This is a genomic window from Candidatus Williamhamiltonella endosymbiont of Tuberolachnus salignus (assembly GCF_964019775.1).
Classification (GTDB): domain Bacteria; phylum Pseudomonadota; class Gammaproteobacteria; order Enterobacterales; family Enterobacteriaceae; genus Hamiltonella; species Hamiltonella defendens.
The window spans coordinates 553,822-571,793 of record NZ_OZ026471.1 but is presented as its reverse complement, the minus strand read 5'-3'; the positions used below and the strand labels follow the sequence as shown (position 1 = coordinate 571,793).

Here is a 17,972-nt window from a genome sequence, read left to right as displayed (position 1 = left end):
TTTTATTATCAAGCTCTTTCAACAGGAAAAGCCATGACCTCGCTTAAATTTTCTGCATTCACTGACAACATAACAAGACGGTCAATCCCTAATGCAACACCTGAGCAAGGCGGTAATCCGTGCTTGAGAGCAGCGATAAAACGCTCATCAATTGAACGTTTAGGCAAGCCTAAAGCAGCACGCTGACGATTATCCTGCTCAAAACGCTGTTGTTGCTCGGCACTATCTGTTAATTCATAAAAACCATTCGCTAATTCAATCCCTTTGAAATACACCTCAAAACGCTCTGCAACGCGATAATCTTCAGTACTGATGCTTGCCAGGGCGGCTTGAGAAGCAGGAAAATGATAAATAAAGACAGGTTTATCACGCCCAATATAAGGCTCGACTCCAGCCATAAAAAGCAATTGCAAAAAAGTATCACGATCTTTTTCGTTATCAGTAATAGAGGCAAGATTCAGCCTCACAGCAGCCTCTTTAATCTGAGTTTCATCAGCAGAAAGGGGATCTATATTCAAATGCCGTAAAAATGCCTGCTGATAAGAAAGTGTCTCCGCAGAATGACAGGTTAATATTTGCTGCAGTAAATCATCCACTTCATCCATTAGACGATACATATCGTAATGAGGTCGGTACCATTCTAATAAAGTAAACTCAGGATTGTGATAACGCCCCATTTCTTCATTTCGAAAACATCGCCCCATCTGATAAATTGGGCCGCTCCCTGCAGCAAGAAGGCGTTTCATATGATATTCAGGACTGGTCGTCATATATAACGACAAGCTTTTAGCCATCGTTGGAGCTAAAAAGCGGGTTTCAAAAGTGGACAAATGTACATCCGTGACCGTCGCTTGGCTCATACAGGGCGTATCAACCTCTAACACACCCCGGTCAGTAAAAAATTGCCGAATTTTTTTGATCATGTCGGCGCGTTTTAATAAATTGGAAATAGGAGCACTTGGCTGCCAGTTAGCCGCTTCGCTCATAGCACTCATAATAAGACTTTACTCCAGATAATTCAGAGGGGGGGAATACATTCTACTCGTAGAATACCCGCCAAACAAATGGATTGAAATCGAGTATTCACCTTATTCATTCATTAAATTAATCAATTTTTTGATATTTTATTTGATCAAAATTTATTTTGAACCGCTTTCCCTTCGAATCCACACATGTTACGCGTTTTTTGCTAAGGATCCCTCTTGTTGAAGCTGTTCTTTATGTTGCGTAAAAGTTTGCATTCCCCATTGTCTTCCTCTGTGCATGACATCTTCTAATTGATGGATTTTACCTTCTCGAATTAAATGAGATACAGCAGGGGTACGCACCAATACTTCAAATAAAGGAATACGTCCTCCTCCCTCTTTAAGCACTAATTTTTGAGCAAGCACCGCGATCAAACTCGAAGCCAATTGACCTCTGACACATGACTTGTCTTCTGCAGGAAAAACGTCGATCAGTCTATCAACCGCCTGAGCCGCAGTAAGCGTATGCAGCGTTGCCAATACTAAATGCCCTGTTTCAGCCGCTGTCAATGCAAGACGAATGCTCTCTAAATCACGTAATTCGCTTAATAAAATAATATCAGGATCCTGCCTTAACGCAGCACTTAAAGCAGCATTTGCCGAACAGGTATGTAAACTTAAATCTCTTTGTTGAATCAATCCCAAGCCGTCTCTGTGAAGATATTCAATAGGATCCTCTAATATGATGATATGACGGGCATAACGCTGATTCATAGCTGAAATCACCGCGTTCAGAGTGGTTGATTTGCCACTACCCGTTGCTCCAGTGATTAAAATTAAGCCATTTTCTTGTCGCATTAATTGTTGAACGATCGCTGGTATATTCAAAACATCAAAATCAGGGCAAGATTCTGGAATGAAACGAAAAGCCGCTGATATTCCGTATTGTTGCTTAAAAAAATGCCCTCTAAGCCGCTGTTTATTTTGGGTGAAAGCAAAATCTAGTTGTCCTTTTTCTGCTAATTGTAGATATTTTGGTTCTGTCAATAGTGTTTGAGACAACATTTTAATTTCTTTCTCATCTACTCTGGAATATCCTTCTAAAACCTGTAACTCACCATCAATACGTAGCCGCGGGTAATGAGCACTACAAAGGTGTAAATCAGAAGCCTTCTTTTTTACACCAAGTTCAATCCATTTTTCGAAATCCATAACTTAGCCCCAAAATTTCAATGAATGCTATCAAGCAAAATATACAGAATGTCAAAGAAAGAATCTTATCGGATGCTCAAAATTGCGGGCGTTCTCCAAAAGAAATTCAATTACTTGCAGTGAGTAAAACAAGATCTGTGAAGCTGATCACAGAAGCAATTCAAGCTGGGCAATATGCTTTTGGTGAGAATTATGTGCAGGAAGGAATAGAGAAAATTCACTATTTTTCTAAAAATAGGATGGGCAATATAAAGCCGCAATGGCATTTTATCGGGCCGTTACAATCAAATAAAACGCGCTCGGTCGCAGAGTATTTTGATTGGTGTCACACAGTTGATCGTTTTAAGCTCGCCGAGCGATTAAGTGCTCAAAGACCTTCTAATCTGCCTGATTTAAACGTGTTAATTCAGGTGAATATCAGTAAGGAAAAAACCAAATCAGGGGTAATGTTGAGTGAATTGTTTGATTTGGCCAGTCTTATAAGCCCTCTTCCAAAACTGAAACTTTGCGGCTTAATGGCCATTCCCGCTCTAATAAAAGATTATCACCAGCAATTGGTGGTATTTGAAGAGATGCACAGTGCATTTTTAGAATTAAAAAAAGAATATCCCGAATGGGATATTCTGTCTTTAGGGATGACAAATGATATGACCGCTGCTATTCATGCGGGCAGTACTTTGGTTCGAATTGGAGAGGGTATTTTTGGTCATTTCGAAGGAAAAATGAATGAAACATCATAAGATCGTTTTTATCGGCTCTGGCAATATAACGAGTGCCATCGTTTCTGGGATAGTCGAAAACGGATATCCCTCTCAAAAAATTACCGTATGCGCTCCTTCTGAAGGTCATCGTGGTGTGCTTGCCAAGAAATGGGGGGTTATCAGTAGTGCGGATAATGCGTCGGCGATTCGTCAGGGCGATGTCATCATATTTTCTGTAAAACCTCAAAAAATCAGGGAGTTATGTCAAGATTTATGCGATGCAAAGATAGATTTTTCAAATAAATTAATTTTATCTGTAGTGACCGGTATCTCAATTTCACGTTTTTGTGAATTACTAAACACAAAATTAAATCTGATCCGGATGATGCCAAATACTCCGGTTAGAGTGCATGAAGGAATGACCGCGTTGTTTGCCGCAGAAGAAGTGAATGAGGCTGATCGCCATTTTACCACCGAGTTAATGTGCTCTGTCGGTAAGGTTTGCTGGTTAAAAAATGAAGCTGATATCAATAAAGTAATCGCGGTTTCTGCAAGTGCGCCGGCTTATTTTTTTCTATTTATGGAAGCCATAGAGAGGGAAGCTTTACTTCTCGGTTTTAGTCAGGAAAGTGCCCGTTTATTAGTACAACAGACAGCGAGAGGGGTTTGTGCACTGGTAGAGAAAAGTTCTGCTCTTTCTCTGTCTGAGCTACGTCAGCAGGTGACTTCGAAAGGAGGCACCACCGAGGCCGCGATCGAATTTTTTAATAAAAAACAGTTATTTACTATTGTTTCCAGTGCTATGAAAGCGGCTATTGCTCAAGCTGAGTTCCTGGAAAAAAACACTTTTTAAAAAAATGTTGAAACTTGCACACTTTCAAAAATAGACTAATGTATAAATATTGATTATTTAAAGTAATTAAATTATCAATAATTTGTATTTAATTTTAAATCTGGTATTTTATTTATTATCTTGGAGGTTAACATGACTTTAAAATCAACTCTTTCTACAATGGAACAAAAAAGTGGTCATCAAAAGGGTAAGTCTTCAGAGAAGATAACGAAAAATGCTGCAAAAGATACAATGAAAACCACACACAATAGGTAGTTGATAGATATATTTTCTGGTGTTTTATTTATCATATTTCTTGATTACACCTCGCCCTTGTTTGGCGAGGTTTTTTTGTGAATTATTAACAGCGGAAGTAAATTTGAAACACACGGCATGCACAGCAGAAAAGTGACAGTTTTTCGCCCCTTTAAAAAGCTAAACCTGATGTTGTTCTATTTTTTCATTAATATCCTTGAGTTCCTTATCAACCAAAAAGAGCCCCTCACCACTACTACCTACTAAATTCAGTTTATCCAAGATAGATTTAAATAATTTCTCTTCTTCATGTTGTTCTGAAACATACCATTGCAAAAACTCAAAGGTAGGAAAATCTTTTTCAGTCAATGCAAGGTCGCATAAATTATTGATTTCCATGCTAACAATTTTTTCATTGTTATAGGTTTTTTCAAAGAGGTCGATCAATGATTCAAAGTTATTTTGAGGTTTTTTAACAGAATCAACAATAGGTTGCTGACCAATATCACATAGATAGTCAAAAATGCGCTGCATGTGTTGCATTTCTTCCTGAGAATGTCGTTTTAAAAAAATGGCGGCTCCTTCAAAACCTTTGTAACTACACCAGGCACTCATTTGTAAATAAAGACTGGCTGAATCAAATTCCAGGTTCATTTGTTGATTCAATTTTTTCACCATGCTGTCTTTGATCATTATTTTTTCCTCATCTCATTATTTCAACTGTTTCTCTCTCCCTGATATTAGTAGCATTTACAATTAATATCATGAGAGGTATTTCAAATTTGTGCGAAAAACAACCATACAGCACCTCTTATGGATTAGCAGGTGTGATTGTTGACGGGATTTCTGGTGCCGTTTGTTGTTCTGAATTCAATAAACCGGCCATATTAAATAATTCAGAAAACGATTGTGATGAAAATTTTTGACCATTTAAATCTATTTGATGATTTTCAAAATAAAATTGACTACCGATGATGTCATTTTCCAGAGTAGTGAACTTCAACAGTTTACCCAATTTGGCCAAGCTTTGTACTTGCTGATCTGCCAATTTTTGAGATTCTTCCTGACTATTTCCCTGTAAGATGGAAATCTGTGTCATCAGCTCTTTTAGCATCACAACCGGTATATTTAAACGAGCATCTATCTTTTTAATTCCGCTTGCCAAAGAAAGATTTTGAGGATCGGTCGTTGTAGATTCAGGTATTTTCATCTGCGCCTGTAAATTAAAAGTACCTTCGCCTTGGCTGTTTTTCCAACTCAAAGGCTCAATTTTTAAAACTGCATTTCCTTTCAATGCAGCTTGCCATATATTTTTTATGATATCTTTTTGATCTGTATTTAAAAACTCATCATTATTTTCAGCCTTAAAGCTTTTGATGGTTTTATTTTTGATCATTTCCATAAAATGTTTGATCGTTTGGCCGTCTATACCCTCTAGAGAAACAAATAATTTTCCGGAACCAAAATCATTTCCGTCAATGTTGAGATCATTTAATGAATAATTTAATTCCGTATTTAACGCATGATCTAATTCATTCGTTTTATGATAGAACTCAATTCCATTGAGATTTATATTGTTTTTATCATTCACATTAAAAAGAATTTCTTTAAAAGCGATTTTTTCTTCACCAAGAAAGACACCAAATTTCCCCATATGATTGACGCTGCTCAGCGTTAAACCTTTTAAATTCAGTGTTTCAGTTTGTTTTAAGTCGTTTTGAGTGATGAAAGTGAAGGCATCACTTTGCGCTGTGAAATCCGCATTATTCATATCATTTGAAAGATGGGCTGTCATCATGCCCCCAGAAAATGTTAAGCGAGTATCTTGATATTCATAATTTATAGGAGAAAAGTGGATCACAGATGTGTGATTACCAAGATAAGAAACGCGTGAATCCGCACTAAGAGGAGATTCTCCCTGGTTGGCTGTAAATATTTTTTCTAAAACGGGCGTGTTTTCTAAAGTAGAATGTACTGAAGCCATAACAGGTAATAGATAGCCTTTTTTTATTTGCGATATTGGGAAAGGCCCATGGTCGATGGTTTCAATAAAAATAATTTTTTCGGCGGTCTTATCTTGATTCAGTTGCAAGACATAGCGTACTTTAGTGCTAAAAATACCGCGGTGATAATCTTGATAAGTGAATTTGATATCTTGTCTCGGTAAATAACTCGAAATTTTATGATTAATATTATCCGTTAATGCCGGCATTTTTTCTTCTATTATTTTCCCTGTATACCAAGAAGCGCCTGTCCAGGCAGCGCCTAATAGAGCGAACATGCTGATGGTGAGGGATGATTTTTTCATCATTTTATGATTCCTTTATTTTTTATAAATGAGCGGGTTTATATATTAATGGGAGGATGAGAGACATAAGCAATTTTGCCTTTCCCATAGACCCTGATAGAGGATTCGCCAGCAGAGCAAAAACAAGATTCACCAGGGATAAGCTCCAGTTTTTTGCCTTTTTGATCTAATCGAGCGTTGCCTTCCATGCAAAAAATAATAGAGATTATATTCGGTGTTAAAAGTTGTCCATCGGATTTTAACTGATAAACAGAAAATGCAAAATCTGAGACAGGGACAGGAAAGATCTGTCGATTTTCTCTTTGAAGGGGCAGGGTCAATAAATTTGAAGCAGGTTTAGGAACAAAGCGTACGTTAGCCATGAGCTCAGGTACGTCAATCCATTTTGCTGTTAAGCCGGCACGCAACACATTATCCGAATTTGCCATGACCTCTAATGCGACCCCTTCGATATAAGCATGCGGCGTCTGCGCTTCTAAAAACATGGCTTCTCCTGGTTTTAACGTGATCACATTCAGGAATACAGGCGCAAATAAGCCAGGATCTTCTGGATAAAATGAAGCGATATGTTGAATGGTACTCTAGGGCTCGTCTGATCTACCCGCCACTACCGATTGTAATACGGCGAGCGCCCGTTTTTTTGTCTCGTCTGTCATACTCAGAAGACTCAAAAAGACGTTTGATAAATGCTTTAGACTGGGCTTTTCTACAAATAAATGAATATCGGGATGTGCTTCGACAAGAGGTGTGAATAGTTTTTGAAGATCTTCTATGGTACGAAAACCATTCATCGCTTTAAAAGGCGTTAAGGCATAAAGCAATTCAGGTTTATGGTTGTCGTCTTTATAGAGACGCTCTTTGGCTGTGATCGGGATCCTCCTGGCATTTTCTTTTGCAAACCCTTTCTGTGCTGCTTGTTTATCAGGATGTACTTGAAGTGAGAGCGGTTGAGCCGCACAAAGGACTTTAAAAAGAAAAGGTAATTGATCCCCCTTTTGAGCCTGTGGCCCCAAATAAGCGGCGGGATTTTGTTGAATTAAATCGCACAAAGCCTGTCTTTCTTTCTGATCATTGATTAATTGCGAACTGTTTTGTGGATGCGCGCCCATCCAGAGTTCCGCCATAGGCAGCCCCTGATTATTAGGAATACCATACAAACGGGTTAAAGCATCCCGGCTGCCCCAAGCATAATTTTGTACTGAATTGATCATTTTTTGCATGATGATGAGTCCTGCTCTTAATTAAAAAACTGACCTATTAAAAGTCCATGGAGAGAATAAATTTTTTTAATATACCTTGAAAATTGAAAGCTTGGCTTTACTTCATCATACATGATATTTATCACTCATCTTTTTATCATCATGGAGAGGATATTATGAATTTGGATAATTTTACCAATCAGTTTCAATCCGCTTTTTCGGAGGCGCAATCTTTAGCACTGGGTAAGAATCAGCAGTTTATAGAGCCTGTGCACATGATGAAAGCCTTGCTCAATCAAGAAACTGGAACAGTCCGGCCATTGCTGGTCGCAACAGGTGTTGATATCAACCGGTTAAATACAGAGCTTGACAAGGCATTATCCGCTTTACCTGTTGTCGAAGGAATTGGGGGTGATGTGCGATTATCGAATGCTTCTATACGAATCTTGAATATTTGTAACAAGTTGGCTCAACAAAGAGGAGATAAATATATTTCCTCAGAATGGTTTATTCTTGCTGCCCTCGAAGAGCGAGGGGCTTTAAAGGAAATTCTGAAATCTTGTGGGATTTCAGAACAACCCGTGAAACAAGAAATTGAGCGCTTGCGCTCAGGGGATAACGTCAATGATCAAGGTGCCGAAGATCATCGCCAGGCTTTAAAAAAATTTACGATTGACCTCACTGAGCGGGCAGAACAAAGCAAGCTGGATCCGGTGATTGGTCGAGATGAAGAAATTCGTCGGGCCATTCAGGTTTTACAACGGCGTACAAAAAATAATCCCGTGTTGATAGGCGCGCCTGGTGTCGGGAAAACCGCCATAGTAGAAGGGTTGGCTCAGAGGATCGTAAATGGAGAAGTTCCCGAAGGGCTCAAAAAAAAGCGAGTATTGTCGCTTGACATGGGGGCATTATTGGCAGGGGCGAAATATCGGGGGGAGTTTGAAGAACGGCTCAAGGGTGTGCTTAAAGATTTATCGAAACAAGGGGGAAGCGTAATCTTGTTTATCGATGAATTGCACACTATGGTTGGGGCGGGTAAAGCAGAAGGCGCGATGGATGCAGGCAATATGTTAAAACCCGCTTTGGCAAGAGGAGAATTACATTGTGTTGGGGCAACAACCTTAGACGAATATCGGCAATATATCGAAAAAGATCCGGCCTTAGAGCGCCGCTTTCAAAAAGTGTATGTGGCTGAGCCGACGGTAGAAGACACGATTGCCATTTTGCGAGGTCTGAAAGAGCGTTATGAATTACATCATCATGTCCAGATTACTGATCCTGCGATTGTGGCAGCGGCGAGCTTGTCTCAACGCTATATCGCAGATCGTCAATTACCGGATAAAGCCATCGATCTGATTGATGAAGCGGCGGCAAGTATTCGTATGCAAATAGATTCAAAACCTGAAGCATTGGATAAATTAGAGCGTCGGATTATTCAATTAAAACTGGAACAGCAAGCATTAAATAAAGAGCAGGATGAAGCCAGTAAAAAACGACTGAAAATGCTTAATGAGGAACTAGAAAAAAAAGAACGGCAATATTCTGAACTGGAAGAAGAATGGAAGGCTGAAAAAGCCTCTTTGACGGGAACTCAAAACATTAAGGCACAACTCGAAGAAGCAAAAATTACACTGGAGCAAGCGAGACGGGTGTCAGATTTAGCAAAAATGTCGGAGATGCAATACGGCAAAATCCCCGAACTGGAGAAGCAGTTGCAGGCGGCGACCGAGAAAGAAATGAGTAGCATGAAATTATTACGCAATCGAGTGACCGATATTGAAATTGCGGAGGTGCTGGCACGTTGGACAGGGATCCCCGTTGATCGAATGTTAGAAAGCGAGCGTGAAAAATTATTACGGATGGAAGAAAATTTACATCAACAGGTGATAGGCCAAAATGAAGCGGTCATTGCGGTTTCGAATGCGTTACGACGTAGTCGGGCGGGTTTATCGGATCCTAACCGTCCGATCGGTTCGTTTTTATTTTTGGGCCCGACGGGCGTAGGGAAAACAGAACTATGCAAAGCTTTAGCGTATTTTTTATTTTCCAGCAAAGACGCCATGGTGCGTATCGATATGTCGGAATTTATGGAAAAACACACGGTATCGCGCTTGTTGGGTGCACCCCCAGGATATGTGGGATATGAAGAAGGGGGGTATTTAACCGAAGCGGTTCGTCGCCGCCCTTATTCTGTAGTATTGCTCGATGAAGTAGAGAAAGCCCATCAGGACGTGTTTAATATTTTATTACAGGTACTCGATGATGGACGATTAACAGATGGTCAAGGTAGAACAGTCGATTTTAGAAACACGGTCATCATCATGACTTCAAATCTAGGCTCTGATCTGATTCAGGAACGCTTTTCTCAAGCCGATTATAGCGACATGAAAAAATCGGTGATGGAGGTGGTCCAGCGTTACTTTCGTCCTGAATTTATTAACAGGATTGATGAAGTCGTGGTATTTCATCCATTAGAAGCACAGCATCTTGAGTCTATCGCGCAAATTCAGCTCAAGCAGTTATATCAACGCCTCGAAGAAAAAGGCTACACAGCGGGAATCACTCCAAGCGCTTTGGGCTTTTTAACAAAAGAAGGATACGACCCTGTTTATGGTGCCCGACCTTTAAAACGCGCTATTCAACAAGAAATTGAAAATCCTTTGGCACAGCAAATATTATCGGGCCAGTTAATACCTGGTATGCCTATTGTTTTAGATCTGAATGAAGGGCACATCCTTGCGAGGCAGTGAAAGGGACAATGGCATATGTTCAAAAAAGTGTCAATTTGAAGGCAAAAATCGGATAGGATATGATACGTTTTAGATCAATAAATTCGGCGATTTAACATGGGAATATCAAATTCGTGACGCTTATAAACATGGAGTATTTTGATTCTGAAAAGGGATTTTTTGGGGTGACCCCGGTTTGTTGAGTTTATATTCTACGATTATCAAGCAATCTGAGTCACGACTCAAAATGAAAGAACATTTTTTATCTTTAATAGATGAGAGGGCCACTCTAAAATTAGGGGCCATGTTGGCTGCTGCTTCTTGTCATCACGCGATTGTGATCGCTTTATTTGGAGATTTAGGGGCCGGGAAAACAACCTTTAGCCGTGGATTTATTCAAGCTTTAGGTTATACAGGAAAAGTCAAAAGCCCGACTTATACCTTAGTGGAATCTTATTCATTATTTCCCAAAACGATTCATCATTTCGATTTTTATCGTGTCTCAGATCCGCAAGAGTTAGAATGGATAGGAATACGCGATTATTTTAACGAGCAAGCGATTTGCCTAATAGAATGGCCAGATAAAGGGCTTTCTGTTTTGCCTGAAGCCGATCTTGAGCTGCATTTTATTTATCAGGGGCAAAAACGAGATGTGCAGCTCGTCGCCCTCTCTGACCAAGGTGTAGATTCACTAAAGCATTTCATAGATCTCTTGCAAAACCCTAAAAATGATGTTACCGGAATATTGAGATGACATTAGTCATTCAGACGATCAGATCTGTTTTTTTTTCTGTCTTATTCAATATGACTATCTTTTTGCTTTTGATCATATCTTCATTTAACCCTGCTTATGCAAAAACAAAAATAAAAAAAACCGCTGCAAAAATATTTAATCCTGTGGTCATTGCTATTGATGCAGGACACGGAGGCCAAGATCCTGGTGCTACAGGTCAGCATGGTCTTCAAGAAAAACAGGTGACTCTGAACATAGCGCGTCAGCTGGCGCTTTTGCTGAATAAAGATCCCATGTTTAAAGCCATTTTGACACGCAATCAAGATGATTTTATTTCGGTGATGGCGCGTTCAGATATTGCTCGTCAACACAAAGTCAATTTATTGATCTCCATACACGCTGATGCCGCTCCTAATCGTAAGCTGAGAGGCGCCTCGGTTTGGTTATTATCTTATCGCCGAGCTGAGACTGAAATGGGCCGTTGGCTTGAGCAACATGAAAAACAGTCTGAATTGCTAGGTGGCGCAGGCCGTGTGCTGTCGAATAAAAAGGCAAATCCTTATTTGAGTACCACAGTGCTCGATTTACAGTTTTCGCACTCACAAAGAGTAAGCTACAAGGTTGCGTTAGATTTATTAAAAGAATTAAAGAAAATAGGGTTTATAAATAAATCCAAGCCAGAAAACGCCAGTTTTGGCGTTTTAAGGTCGCCTGATATCCCGTCACTTTTAGTAGAAACGGGCTTTATTAGCCACCTATCTGAGGAAAAACTGCTGGCTACACCCAGACATCAAAAAAAAATAGCTCAAGCCCTTTACAAAGGGATAAGACATTATTTTTTGACCCATTCCCTACAAATCGCTCCCCAGAATAAAGCATCACATTCGGTGATCCATCATAAAGTCAAAAAAGGAGAGACCTTGTTTGGCCTTGCTTCAAAATATAAAGTTTCTATTTCTGCCATAAAAAAGGCCAATCAGATGAAATTTGATGTGATTCCCATCGGCAAAACACTGAAAATCCCTGTTTTATCGAAGGCACCCTAAGCCTTGGCTTTGTAAGCGAGTAGGATATTAAACAGAGAATTGTCTATGCCTATTAAAATTTTATCGCCTGAACTGGCCAATCAAATCGCCGCAGGTGAAGTAGTAGAACGTCCCTCATCTGTAGTGAAAGAATTGGTTGAAAACAGTTTGGATGCCGGTGCCACAAAAATGGAAATTGACATTCATCGTGGAGGAATCGAACGGATTCGGATCTGTGATAACGGCTGCGGGATCAGTAAAGAGGAGCTCTCCTTAGCACTGGCGCGACATGCCACCAATAAAATTTCTTCTCTGGAAGATTTACAGGGCATTCTGAGTATGGGGTTTCGTGGAGAAGCCCTTGCGAGCATCAGCTCTGTTTCTCGTTTAAAGTTAACTTCACGCACGTTGGAACAAAAAGAAGCCTGGCAGGCTTATACAGAGGGACGTGAAATGAATGTCACGATAAAGCCGGCTTCTCACCCTGTGGGCAGTACGATCGAGGTTTTAAATTTATTTTATAATACGCCTGCTCGACGAAAATTTTTGCGAACAGAGAAAACAGAATGGCAACATATTGATGAGGTGGTCAGGCGCCTGGCTTTATCCAGGTTTGATGTGGCCATCGATCTTTCGCATAATGGAAAATTATTACGTCAATACGGCGTGGCCCAATCAGAATTACAAAAGGAACGGCGTCTTCTCCGTTTATGTGGCGCTTCATTTTTACAGCATGCGCTCACGCTTTCTTTGGAAAGCACCGGCTTAAGTGTAAAAGGTTGGATAGCGGATCCTCACAGCCCTAAAATAAATGATATTCAGTATTTTTATATCAATCATCGTATTATTCGTGATCGAGTGGTGAATCATGCCGTTCGTCAAGCCTATGAAACGATTTCAACAGGGTCTAATACCCCGAGTTACGTTCTTTATCTCGATATGGATCCTCGTCAAGTCGATGTGAATGTTCATCCGGCAAAACAGGAAGTTCGTTTTCATCAAACGAGGCTAGTTCATGATTTTATTTATCAAGCCATTACAACGGCTTTAAATCATTCAACATCTTCATTTTTTGCCCCCCCTGCTGATATAGAAAAAATTGCCCCAATACCCAAACAAAATCGTTCAGCAGCAGGGAGCAATCATTATGCTGAATCTGATAGGGCATTGAATAAAAATCGGATTTTAACAAAACAGGCTTGTGAAGCTTCTTTGTCATTTTATGAGGCTGCTCAAACCGAGCAGGAGAAGACCCCTTTTAAAAAAGAGATTGTAAGGGATGAGAATCCGAATTATTTTGGGCGAGTGCTTGGTATTTTTTCATCCTGCTATGCACTGATAGAATATCGCAATAACATTGCTTTATTATCGTTACCTGAAGCGGAACGCTTGCTAAAAAAAGCATTTTTGACGCCCCCATCCGAAAGATCACGAATACAGCCTATGCTCATCCCTCTCAAATTTAAATTAGAGAAAACAGAAATGATGGCTTGGGAGCGCCATCAACATTTACTGACTTTAATGGGCGTTGATCTAATCATAGAAAAAAATACGGCCCTGCTACGGGGGCTTTCTTTAGAATTACGTACTTACAATTTACAAAAGTGCATTCCAGAATTATTCGCCTATTTGTCGAAACATGAAACCATGTTGCCTGAGCATCTTGCGGATTGGTTGGCTTCTCAATTTGATTCGTTGCATCATGAATGGACTGTTTCACAAGCGATTCAATTATTAACGGATTTTGAACGTTTTTGTGTTGAATCGATTAAAGATCCCTCTGAAAAACTTTTACAATTGATAGATATTCAGCCTGCATTGGCTATGTTAATCCATGGAAAAAACTGAACCAATCACCTTACCCCCTGCTATTTTTATTATGGGGCCAACGACTGCAGGCAAAACCGCTTTGGCGATGGCTTTGTCTCAATACCTTCCTGTCGAACTAATCAGTGTTGATTCAGCGTTAATTTACCGTGGTATGGATATCGGTACGGCGAAGCCAACTGCCGAAGAGCTCAGAAAAACACCACATCATTTAATTGACATACGTGATCCTTCTGAAAGTTATTCAGCGGCTTGTTTTCAGAAAGATGCACTTAAACTCATGTCTGAAATCACCTTGGCAGGGCGAATCCCATTGCTGGTGGGGGGCACAATGCTCTATTTCAAGGCGCTTTTACAGGGGTTATCCCCTTTACCTTCTTCTGATCCCAACATTCGTCAAGACATTCAAAATCAAGCATTAAAATATGGAAATACTTTTTTATATGAACAATTATCTGTGATCGATCCTGTTGCGGCTGAACGTATTCATTTCAATGACATACAAAGAGTGATCAGAGCGCTGGAAGTTTTTTTCATTTCAGGTAAAACGTTAACGGAGCTCATTAAGATTTCAGGCGGTCGCTTGCCTTACAAAGTCTATCCTTTTGGTCTGATCCCAAGCTCTAGAGAACAGTTACACCACCGCATTGAGCTGCGTTTCCAGAAAATGATTTCAGCAGGTTTTGTTAAAGAAGTCTCAAGCTTATTTATTCGGGACGATCTATCTGCTGATTTACCTGCGATTCGTGCTGTAGGTTATCGACAAATGTGGTCTTATCTTTCGGGGGAAATCGATTATAACGAGATGATTTATCGTGGTGTTTGTGCAACACGTCAATTAGCAAAACGGCAAATGACTTGGTTACGTCAATGGAAAAATTTATACTGGCTGGACAGCGATCAGCCTCAAGCATTTTTAAAAAAATTTAAAACTCTGTTAAAGAGATAAAAAGTAAAAGTGATTGAAATTAATTTTCAGAAATTATCGAAAGGAATAATTTAATCTATTAGTAGTGCATAGATTTCATGATTGTGTACAATTGACGCAGTTTTTCCCTCGTAATTTTTTTTAAAACAACAAACAAATTAAGGAATAAAAAAATGGCTAAGGGGCAATCTTTGCAAGATCCTTTTTTAAATGCATTACGTAAAGAAAGGATTCCCGTTTCTATATATTTAATCAATGGCATTAAATTGCAAGGCCAGATTGAGTCGTTTGATCAATTTGTCATTTTATTAAAAAGTACCTCCCCTTCTTTAAAAAATACGATATGTCAGGTTATTTATAAACATGCTGTTTCGACTGTTGTTCCTTCTCGTGCTGTATCCTCTTCACCTCATCACGCTCCCCCGCTTCAAAAACCCGAAGATGATGGTAGTTAATGGTTTTTTATAATATGGGGTTTGCACAAATTTTTTAAAAAATCATATTCCCTATTGCCCTTTTTTATTACCTTTTTTTATTTAAAGAGGTTAAGCCTTTGTTAATCGTGATGAATTGAATATCATCACCTAATGGGCCGTCTTCGACGTCGTTTGCATCCGCTGTAGGCGATTGAAAATAATGGTCATGAAAAGACGAAACACGGGTATCATTACAAGACACGAATGCTGATGATTGAATGTCGTCGTCATTTGTAAGCATAAACAGGGCCTGATCGACTCGTGGTATTATCTGACACTAGTGATAATATGTTGGATTAGGTTTTATAGCATCCAAACCAGGCTTCTTGAAATTGTTCAAAATGATTCTGAACCCGGCTCAAACACCAAAAAAACGAACTGAAAAAATCGAATTTACAGAGTAAATTCACTGTCAGTTCATTTTTTTGCGAGATATCAGAGAACAATAAAGAGATTTTGAATGCGTCTTGAAGCTCAATCTTGATTTTTAAAAATTTACATTACAGCAACGGAGTTAAAGCATGGCGTGGAATCAGCCCGGAAATAACGGACAGGACCGCGACCCGTGGGGGAGCAGCGGCGATAAAGGTAGCAATAAACAAAATGGGCGAGGCAAAAGTTCAATCGATCTTAATGATCTGTTGCGTCAGTTGAGTCAAAAATTAAATACAATAGCTAAAGGAAACAGCAATAATAATAAGGAGTCAAAAAATTCAAAACTTAATCCGCGCTTTTTTATTATCGTACTGCTTGCAGTCATTGTGGGTTGGTCTGCCAGTGGTTTTTATACTGTCAAAGAAGCAGAACGAGGCGTTGTCACCCGTTTAGGTAAACTTAATCATACTGTACAGCCAGGTTTAAACTGGAGCCCTACTTTTATCGATAAGGTTACTCCGGTTAATGTCGAATCTGTGCGTGAACTGGCGGCTTCTGGTGTAATGTTAACCTCTGATGAAAATGTCGTTCGGATAGAGATGAACGTTCAGTATCGTGTCACTGATCCTGCGGCTTATCTTTTTAGTGTTACCCATCCGGATGACAGCTTGCGTCAAGCAACGGACAGCGCAGTCAGAGGTGTTATCGGAAAATACACTATGGATAAAATTTTGACTGAAGGTCGAACCATAGTACGGAGCGATACCCAGCGTGTACTGGAAGAAACCATTCGCCCCTACAAAATGGGAATTACCCTATTAGATGTTAACTTTCAGGCAGCTCGCCCACCGGAAGAAGTGAAAACGGCTTTTGATGATGCTATCGCCGCCCGTGAAAATGAACAACAGTATATTCGTGAAGCCGAGGCGTATGCTAACGAAGTTCAGCCCCGTGCTAACGGTCAGGCTCAGCGTCTTTTAGAAGATGCAAAAGCTTACAAAGATCGCACGGTTTTAGAAGCACAAGGTGAAGTGGCGGGTTTTGCAAAATTGCTACCTGAATATAAATCTGCGCCTCAAATTACACGTGAACGTTTATACATTGATACGATGGAAAACGTGTTGAGTCATACCAAAAAAATTCTGGTTAATGATAAAGGGAATCATTTGATGGTATTGCCATTAGATCAAATATTAAAAGGGCAAATCACACCAAATAAAAAAAATATTAATCAAATCAGCAAGTTGAATAATTTACATTCATCCTCTTCTAGCAAAAATAGTCTGAAAAAGAACAGTACCAATTCTGGTACAGAGAATGTGGCTGAGCAACGTATGGAAAACGCCAAGCGTTATAGCCCCGTTCGGGTAGGGAGATAATATCAATGCGCAACTCTTTTTTATTTATGATTTTTGGGGCCTTGACCCTGTTTTTTGCCTCAGTGTTTGTTGTTCAGGAAGGTCAGCGTGGAATAGTACTCCGCTTTGGTAAAGTGCTACGTGATGCTGATAAAAAGCCTTTGGTTTATGTACCAGGATTACATTTCAAAATCCCATTGATTGAAACAGTAAAAAAGCTCGATGCTCGTATTCAAACCATGGATAACCAGGCGGATCGATTTGTCACTAAAGAGAAAAAAGATCTGATTGTGGATTCTTATTTAAAATGGCGTATCAGTGATTTTAGCCGTTACTACCTAGCGACGGGTGGCGGAGATATTTCTCAAGCAGAAGTTTTATTAAAACGTAAATTTAGTGACCGGCTACGTTCTGAAATTGGTCGTTTAGATGTCAAGGATATTGTCACCGACTCGCGTGGTAAGCTGACCTCTGATGTACGTCATGCTTTAAATACAGGGACAACAGATGATGAAACAGCTAAAACCAGTGCAGATGATGCGATTGCTTCTGCAGCAGCACTGGTTGAGAAAGAAACTCAAGGGAAACAAAAGGTCACTGTAAACCCCAATAGCATGGCCGCATTAGGGATTGCTGTGGTGGATGTTCGTATTAAGCAAATTAACTTACCAACGTCAGTCTCTGACGCGATTTTTCAGCGCATGCGCGCAGAGCGTGAAGCGGTGGCACGACGTCATCGTTCACAAGGGCAAGAAGAAGCAGAAAAATTACGAGCCACAGCAGATTATGAGGTCACTCGTACTTTAGCTGAAGCTGAGCGTCAAGCACGCATTACTCGTGGTGAAGGTGATGCTACAGCTGCCAGGCTTTTTGCAGATGCGTTTAGTAAAGATCCTGATTTTTACTCCTTCATCCGCAGCTTAAGGGCTTATGAAAACAGCTTTAATAGTACGGATGTCATGATCCTTAACCCTGATAGTGACTTTTTCCGCTATATGAAAGCGCCAAAAAATTAAAAAACAGTATGTCTGTTATTTTTAAGGCCCCCT

At 39.9% G+C, this 17,972-nt stretch carries 14 protein-coding genes and 2 pseudogenes; 10 read left to right on the top strand and 6 right to left on the bottom strand.

Annotation, left to right across the window (positions count from 1 at the left end; translation table 11 throughout):
- Positions 1–8 precede the first annotated feature (8 nt).
- A complete protein-coding gene (gene epmA, locus AACL23_RS02730; RefSeq protein ID WP_012738191.1) occupies positions 9–986 on the bottom strand; it encodes an elongation factor P--(R)-beta-lysine ligase in 978 nt (325 codons plus the stop codon).
- 189 nt (positions 987–1,175) lie between these two features.
- Positions 1,176–2,177, bottom strand: coding sequence for a PilT/PilU family type 4a pilus ATPase (locus AACL23_RS02725; protein ID WP_339049991.1), 1,002 nt, complete (start codon positions 2,175–2,177; stop codon positions 1,176–1,178).
- Between the two features lie 20 nt (positions 2,178–2,197).
- On the opposite strand from AACL23_RS02725, the gene AACL23_RS02720 reads away from it, so the two are divergent.
- Both AACL23_RS02720 and proC read left to right on the top strand, forming a co-directional pair.
- Positions 2,198–2,917 (top strand): YggS family pyridoxal phosphate-dependent enzyme, encoded by a 720-nt coding sequence (locus AACL23_RS02720; RefSeq protein WP_100096126.1) that lies wholly within the window; start codon positions 2,198–2,200, stop codon positions 2,915–2,917.
- Positions 2,904–3,731, top strand: a complete 828-nt coding sequence (gene proC / locus AACL23_RS02715) for a pyrroline-5-carboxylate reductase (protein WP_100096127.1) — start codon at positions 2,904–2,906, stop codon at positions 3,729–3,731. Before AACL23_RS02720 ends, proC begins: the two co-directional genes overlap by 14 nt.
- Positions 3,732–4,145: 414 nt before the next feature.
- Here proC and ftnA read toward each other — a convergent pair whose 3' ends face one another.
- The 3 genes and pseudogenes from ftnA to manA form a co-directional block, all read right to left on the bottom strand.
- Positions 4,146–4,658, bottom strand: coding sequence for a non-heme ferritin (ftnA, locus tag AACL23_RS02710; RefSeq protein ID WP_012738195.1), 513 nt, complete (start codon positions 4,656–4,658; stop codon positions 4,146–4,148).
- 118 nt (positions 4,659–4,776) lie between these two features.
- On the bottom strand, positions 4,777–6,276 hold the full coding sequence (locus AACL23_RS02705) for a YdgA family protein (protein ID WP_100096128.1): 1,500 nt from the start codon (positions 6,274–6,276) through the stop codon (positions 4,777–4,779).
- Between the two features lie 35 nt (positions 6,277–6,311).
- Positions 6,312–7,493: pseudogene (manA, locus tag AACL23_RS02700) on the bottom strand (mannose-6-phosphate isomerase).
- A 155-nt stretch (positions 7,494–7,648) separates the two neighbouring features.
- Here manA and clpB point away from each other — a divergent pair.
- The 6 genes and pseudogenes from clpB to hfq all read left to right on the top strand — a co-directional run bounded on the left by clpB (position 7,649) and on the right by hfq (position 15,169).
- Complete coding sequence (gene clpB / locus AACL23_RS02695) at positions 7,649–10,222, top strand: ATP-dependent chaperone ClpB (protein WP_100096130.1); 2,574 nt, start codon at positions 7,649–7,651, stop codon at positions 10,220–10,222.
- 226 nt (positions 10,223–10,448) lie between these two features.
- Positions 10,449–10,955 carry a tRNA (adenosine(37)-N6)-threonylcarbamoyltransferase complex ATPase subunit type 1 TsaE gene (gene tsaE, locus AACL23_RS02690; RefSeq protein WP_339051557.1) on the top strand — a complete coding sequence of 169 codons (507 nt, stop codon included), beginning with the start codon at positions 10,449–10,451 and terminating at the stop codon, positions 10,953–10,955.
- A 65-nt stretch (positions 10,956–11,020) separates the two neighbouring features.
- A pseudogene (locus AACL23_RS02685) lies at positions 11,021–11,959 on the top strand (N-acetylmuramoyl-L-alanine amidase); the annotation flags it as partial.
- A gap of 66 nt (positions 11,960–12,025) precedes the next feature.
- The gene (mutL, locus tag AACL23_RS02680) at positions 12,026–13,807 is read left to right on the top strand and encodes a DNA mismatch repair endonuclease MutL (protein ID WP_339049985.1); all 1,782 of its coding nucleotides are present in this window, start codon (positions 12,026–12,028) and stop codon (positions 13,805–13,807) included.
- Entirely contained in the window at positions 13,794–14,735 is a 942-nt protein-coding gene (miaA, locus tag AACL23_RS02675; RefSeq protein WP_100096134.1) for a tRNA (adenosine(37)-N6)-dimethylallyltransferase MiaA, read from the top strand. The genes mutL and miaA overlap by 14 nt, the downstream gene beginning before the upstream one ends.
- A gap of 152 nt (positions 14,736–14,887) precedes the next feature.
- Positions 14,888–15,169 (top strand): RNA chaperone Hfq, encoded by a 282-nt coding sequence (hfq, locus tag AACL23_RS02670; protein WP_012738205.1) that lies wholly within the window; start codon positions 14,888–14,890, stop codon positions 15,167–15,169.
- 67 nt (positions 15,170–15,236) lie between these two features.
- On the opposite strand, the gene AACL23_RS02665 is transcribed toward hfq, so the two are convergent.
- Positions 15,237–15,431 (bottom strand): hypothetical protein, encoded by a 195-nt coding sequence (locus tag AACL23_RS02665; RefSeq protein WP_100096135.1) that lies wholly within the window; start codon positions 15,429–15,431, stop codon positions 15,237–15,239.
- Positions 15,432–15,711: 280 nt separating this feature from the next.
- On the opposite strand from AACL23_RS02665, the gene hflK reads away from it, so the two are divergent.
- On the top strand, positions 15,712–16,944 hold the full coding sequence (hflK, locus tag AACL23_RS02660) for an FtsH protease activity modulator HflK (protein ID WP_100102964.1): 1,233 nt from the start codon (positions 15,712–15,714) through the stop codon (positions 16,942–16,944).
- A gap of 5 nt (positions 16,945–16,949) precedes the next feature.
- Positions 16,950–17,939, top strand: coding sequence for a protease modulator HflC (gene hflC / locus AACL23_RS02655; RefSeq protein ID WP_100102965.1), 990 nt, complete (start codon positions 16,950–16,952; stop codon positions 17,937–17,939).
- Positions 17,940–17,972: the final 33 nt, after the last annotated feature.

Bases quoted from the DNA above. Each gene is read 5' to 3' on its own strand.
- AACL23_RS02725 (WP_339049991.1), bottom strand. From the start codon at position 2,177: ATGGATTTCGAAAAATGGATTGAACTTGGTGTAAAAAAGAAGGCTTCT.
- epmA (WP_012738191.1), bottom strand. From the start codon at position 986: ATGAGCGAAGCGGCTAACTGGCAGCCAAGTGCTCCTATTTCCAATTTA.
- clpB (WP_100096130.1), top strand. From the start codon at position 7,649: ATGAATTTGGATAATTTTACCAATCAGTTTCAATCCGCTTTTTCGGAG.
- tsaE (WP_339051557.1), top strand. From the start codon at position 10,449: ATGAAAGAACATTTTTTATCTTTAATAGATGAGAGGGCCACTCTAAAA.
- AACL23_RS02720 (WP_100096126.1), top strand. From the start codon at position 2,198: ATGAATGCTATCAAGCAAAATATACAGAATGTCAAAGAAAGAATCTTA.
- hflC (WP_100102965.1), top strand. From the start codon at position 16,950: ATGCGCAACTCTTTTTTATTTATGATTTTTGGGGCCTTGACCCTGTTT.
- proC (WP_100096127.1), top strand. From the start codon at position 2,904: ATGAAACATCATAAGATCGTTTTTATCGGCTCTGGCAATATAACGAGT.
- hfq (WP_012738205.1), top strand. From the start codon at position 14,888: ATGGCTAAGGGGCAATCTTTGCAAGATCCTTTTTTAAATGCATTACGT.
- miaA (WP_100096134.1), top strand. From the start codon at position 13,794: ATGGAAAAAACTGAACCAATCACCTTACCCCCTGCTATTTTTATTATG.
- hflK (WP_100102964.1), top strand. From the start codon at position 15,712: ATGGCGTGGAATCAGCCCGGAAATAACGGACAGGACCGCGACCCGTGG.
- AACL23_RS02665 (WP_100096135.1), bottom strand. From the start codon at position 15,431: ATGCTTACAAATGACGACGACATTCAATCATCAGCATTCGTGTCTTGT.
- AACL23_RS02705 (WP_100096128.1), bottom strand. From the start codon at position 6,276: ATGATGAAAAAATCATCCCTCACCATCAGCATGTTCGCTCTATTAGGC.
- ftnA (WP_012738195.1), bottom strand. From the start codon at position 4,658: ATGATCAAAGACAGCATGGTGAAAAAATTGAATCAACAAATGAACCTG.
- mutL (WP_339049985.1), top strand. From the start codon at position 12,026: ATGCCTATTAAAATTTTATCGCCTGAACTGGCCAATCAAATCGCCGCA.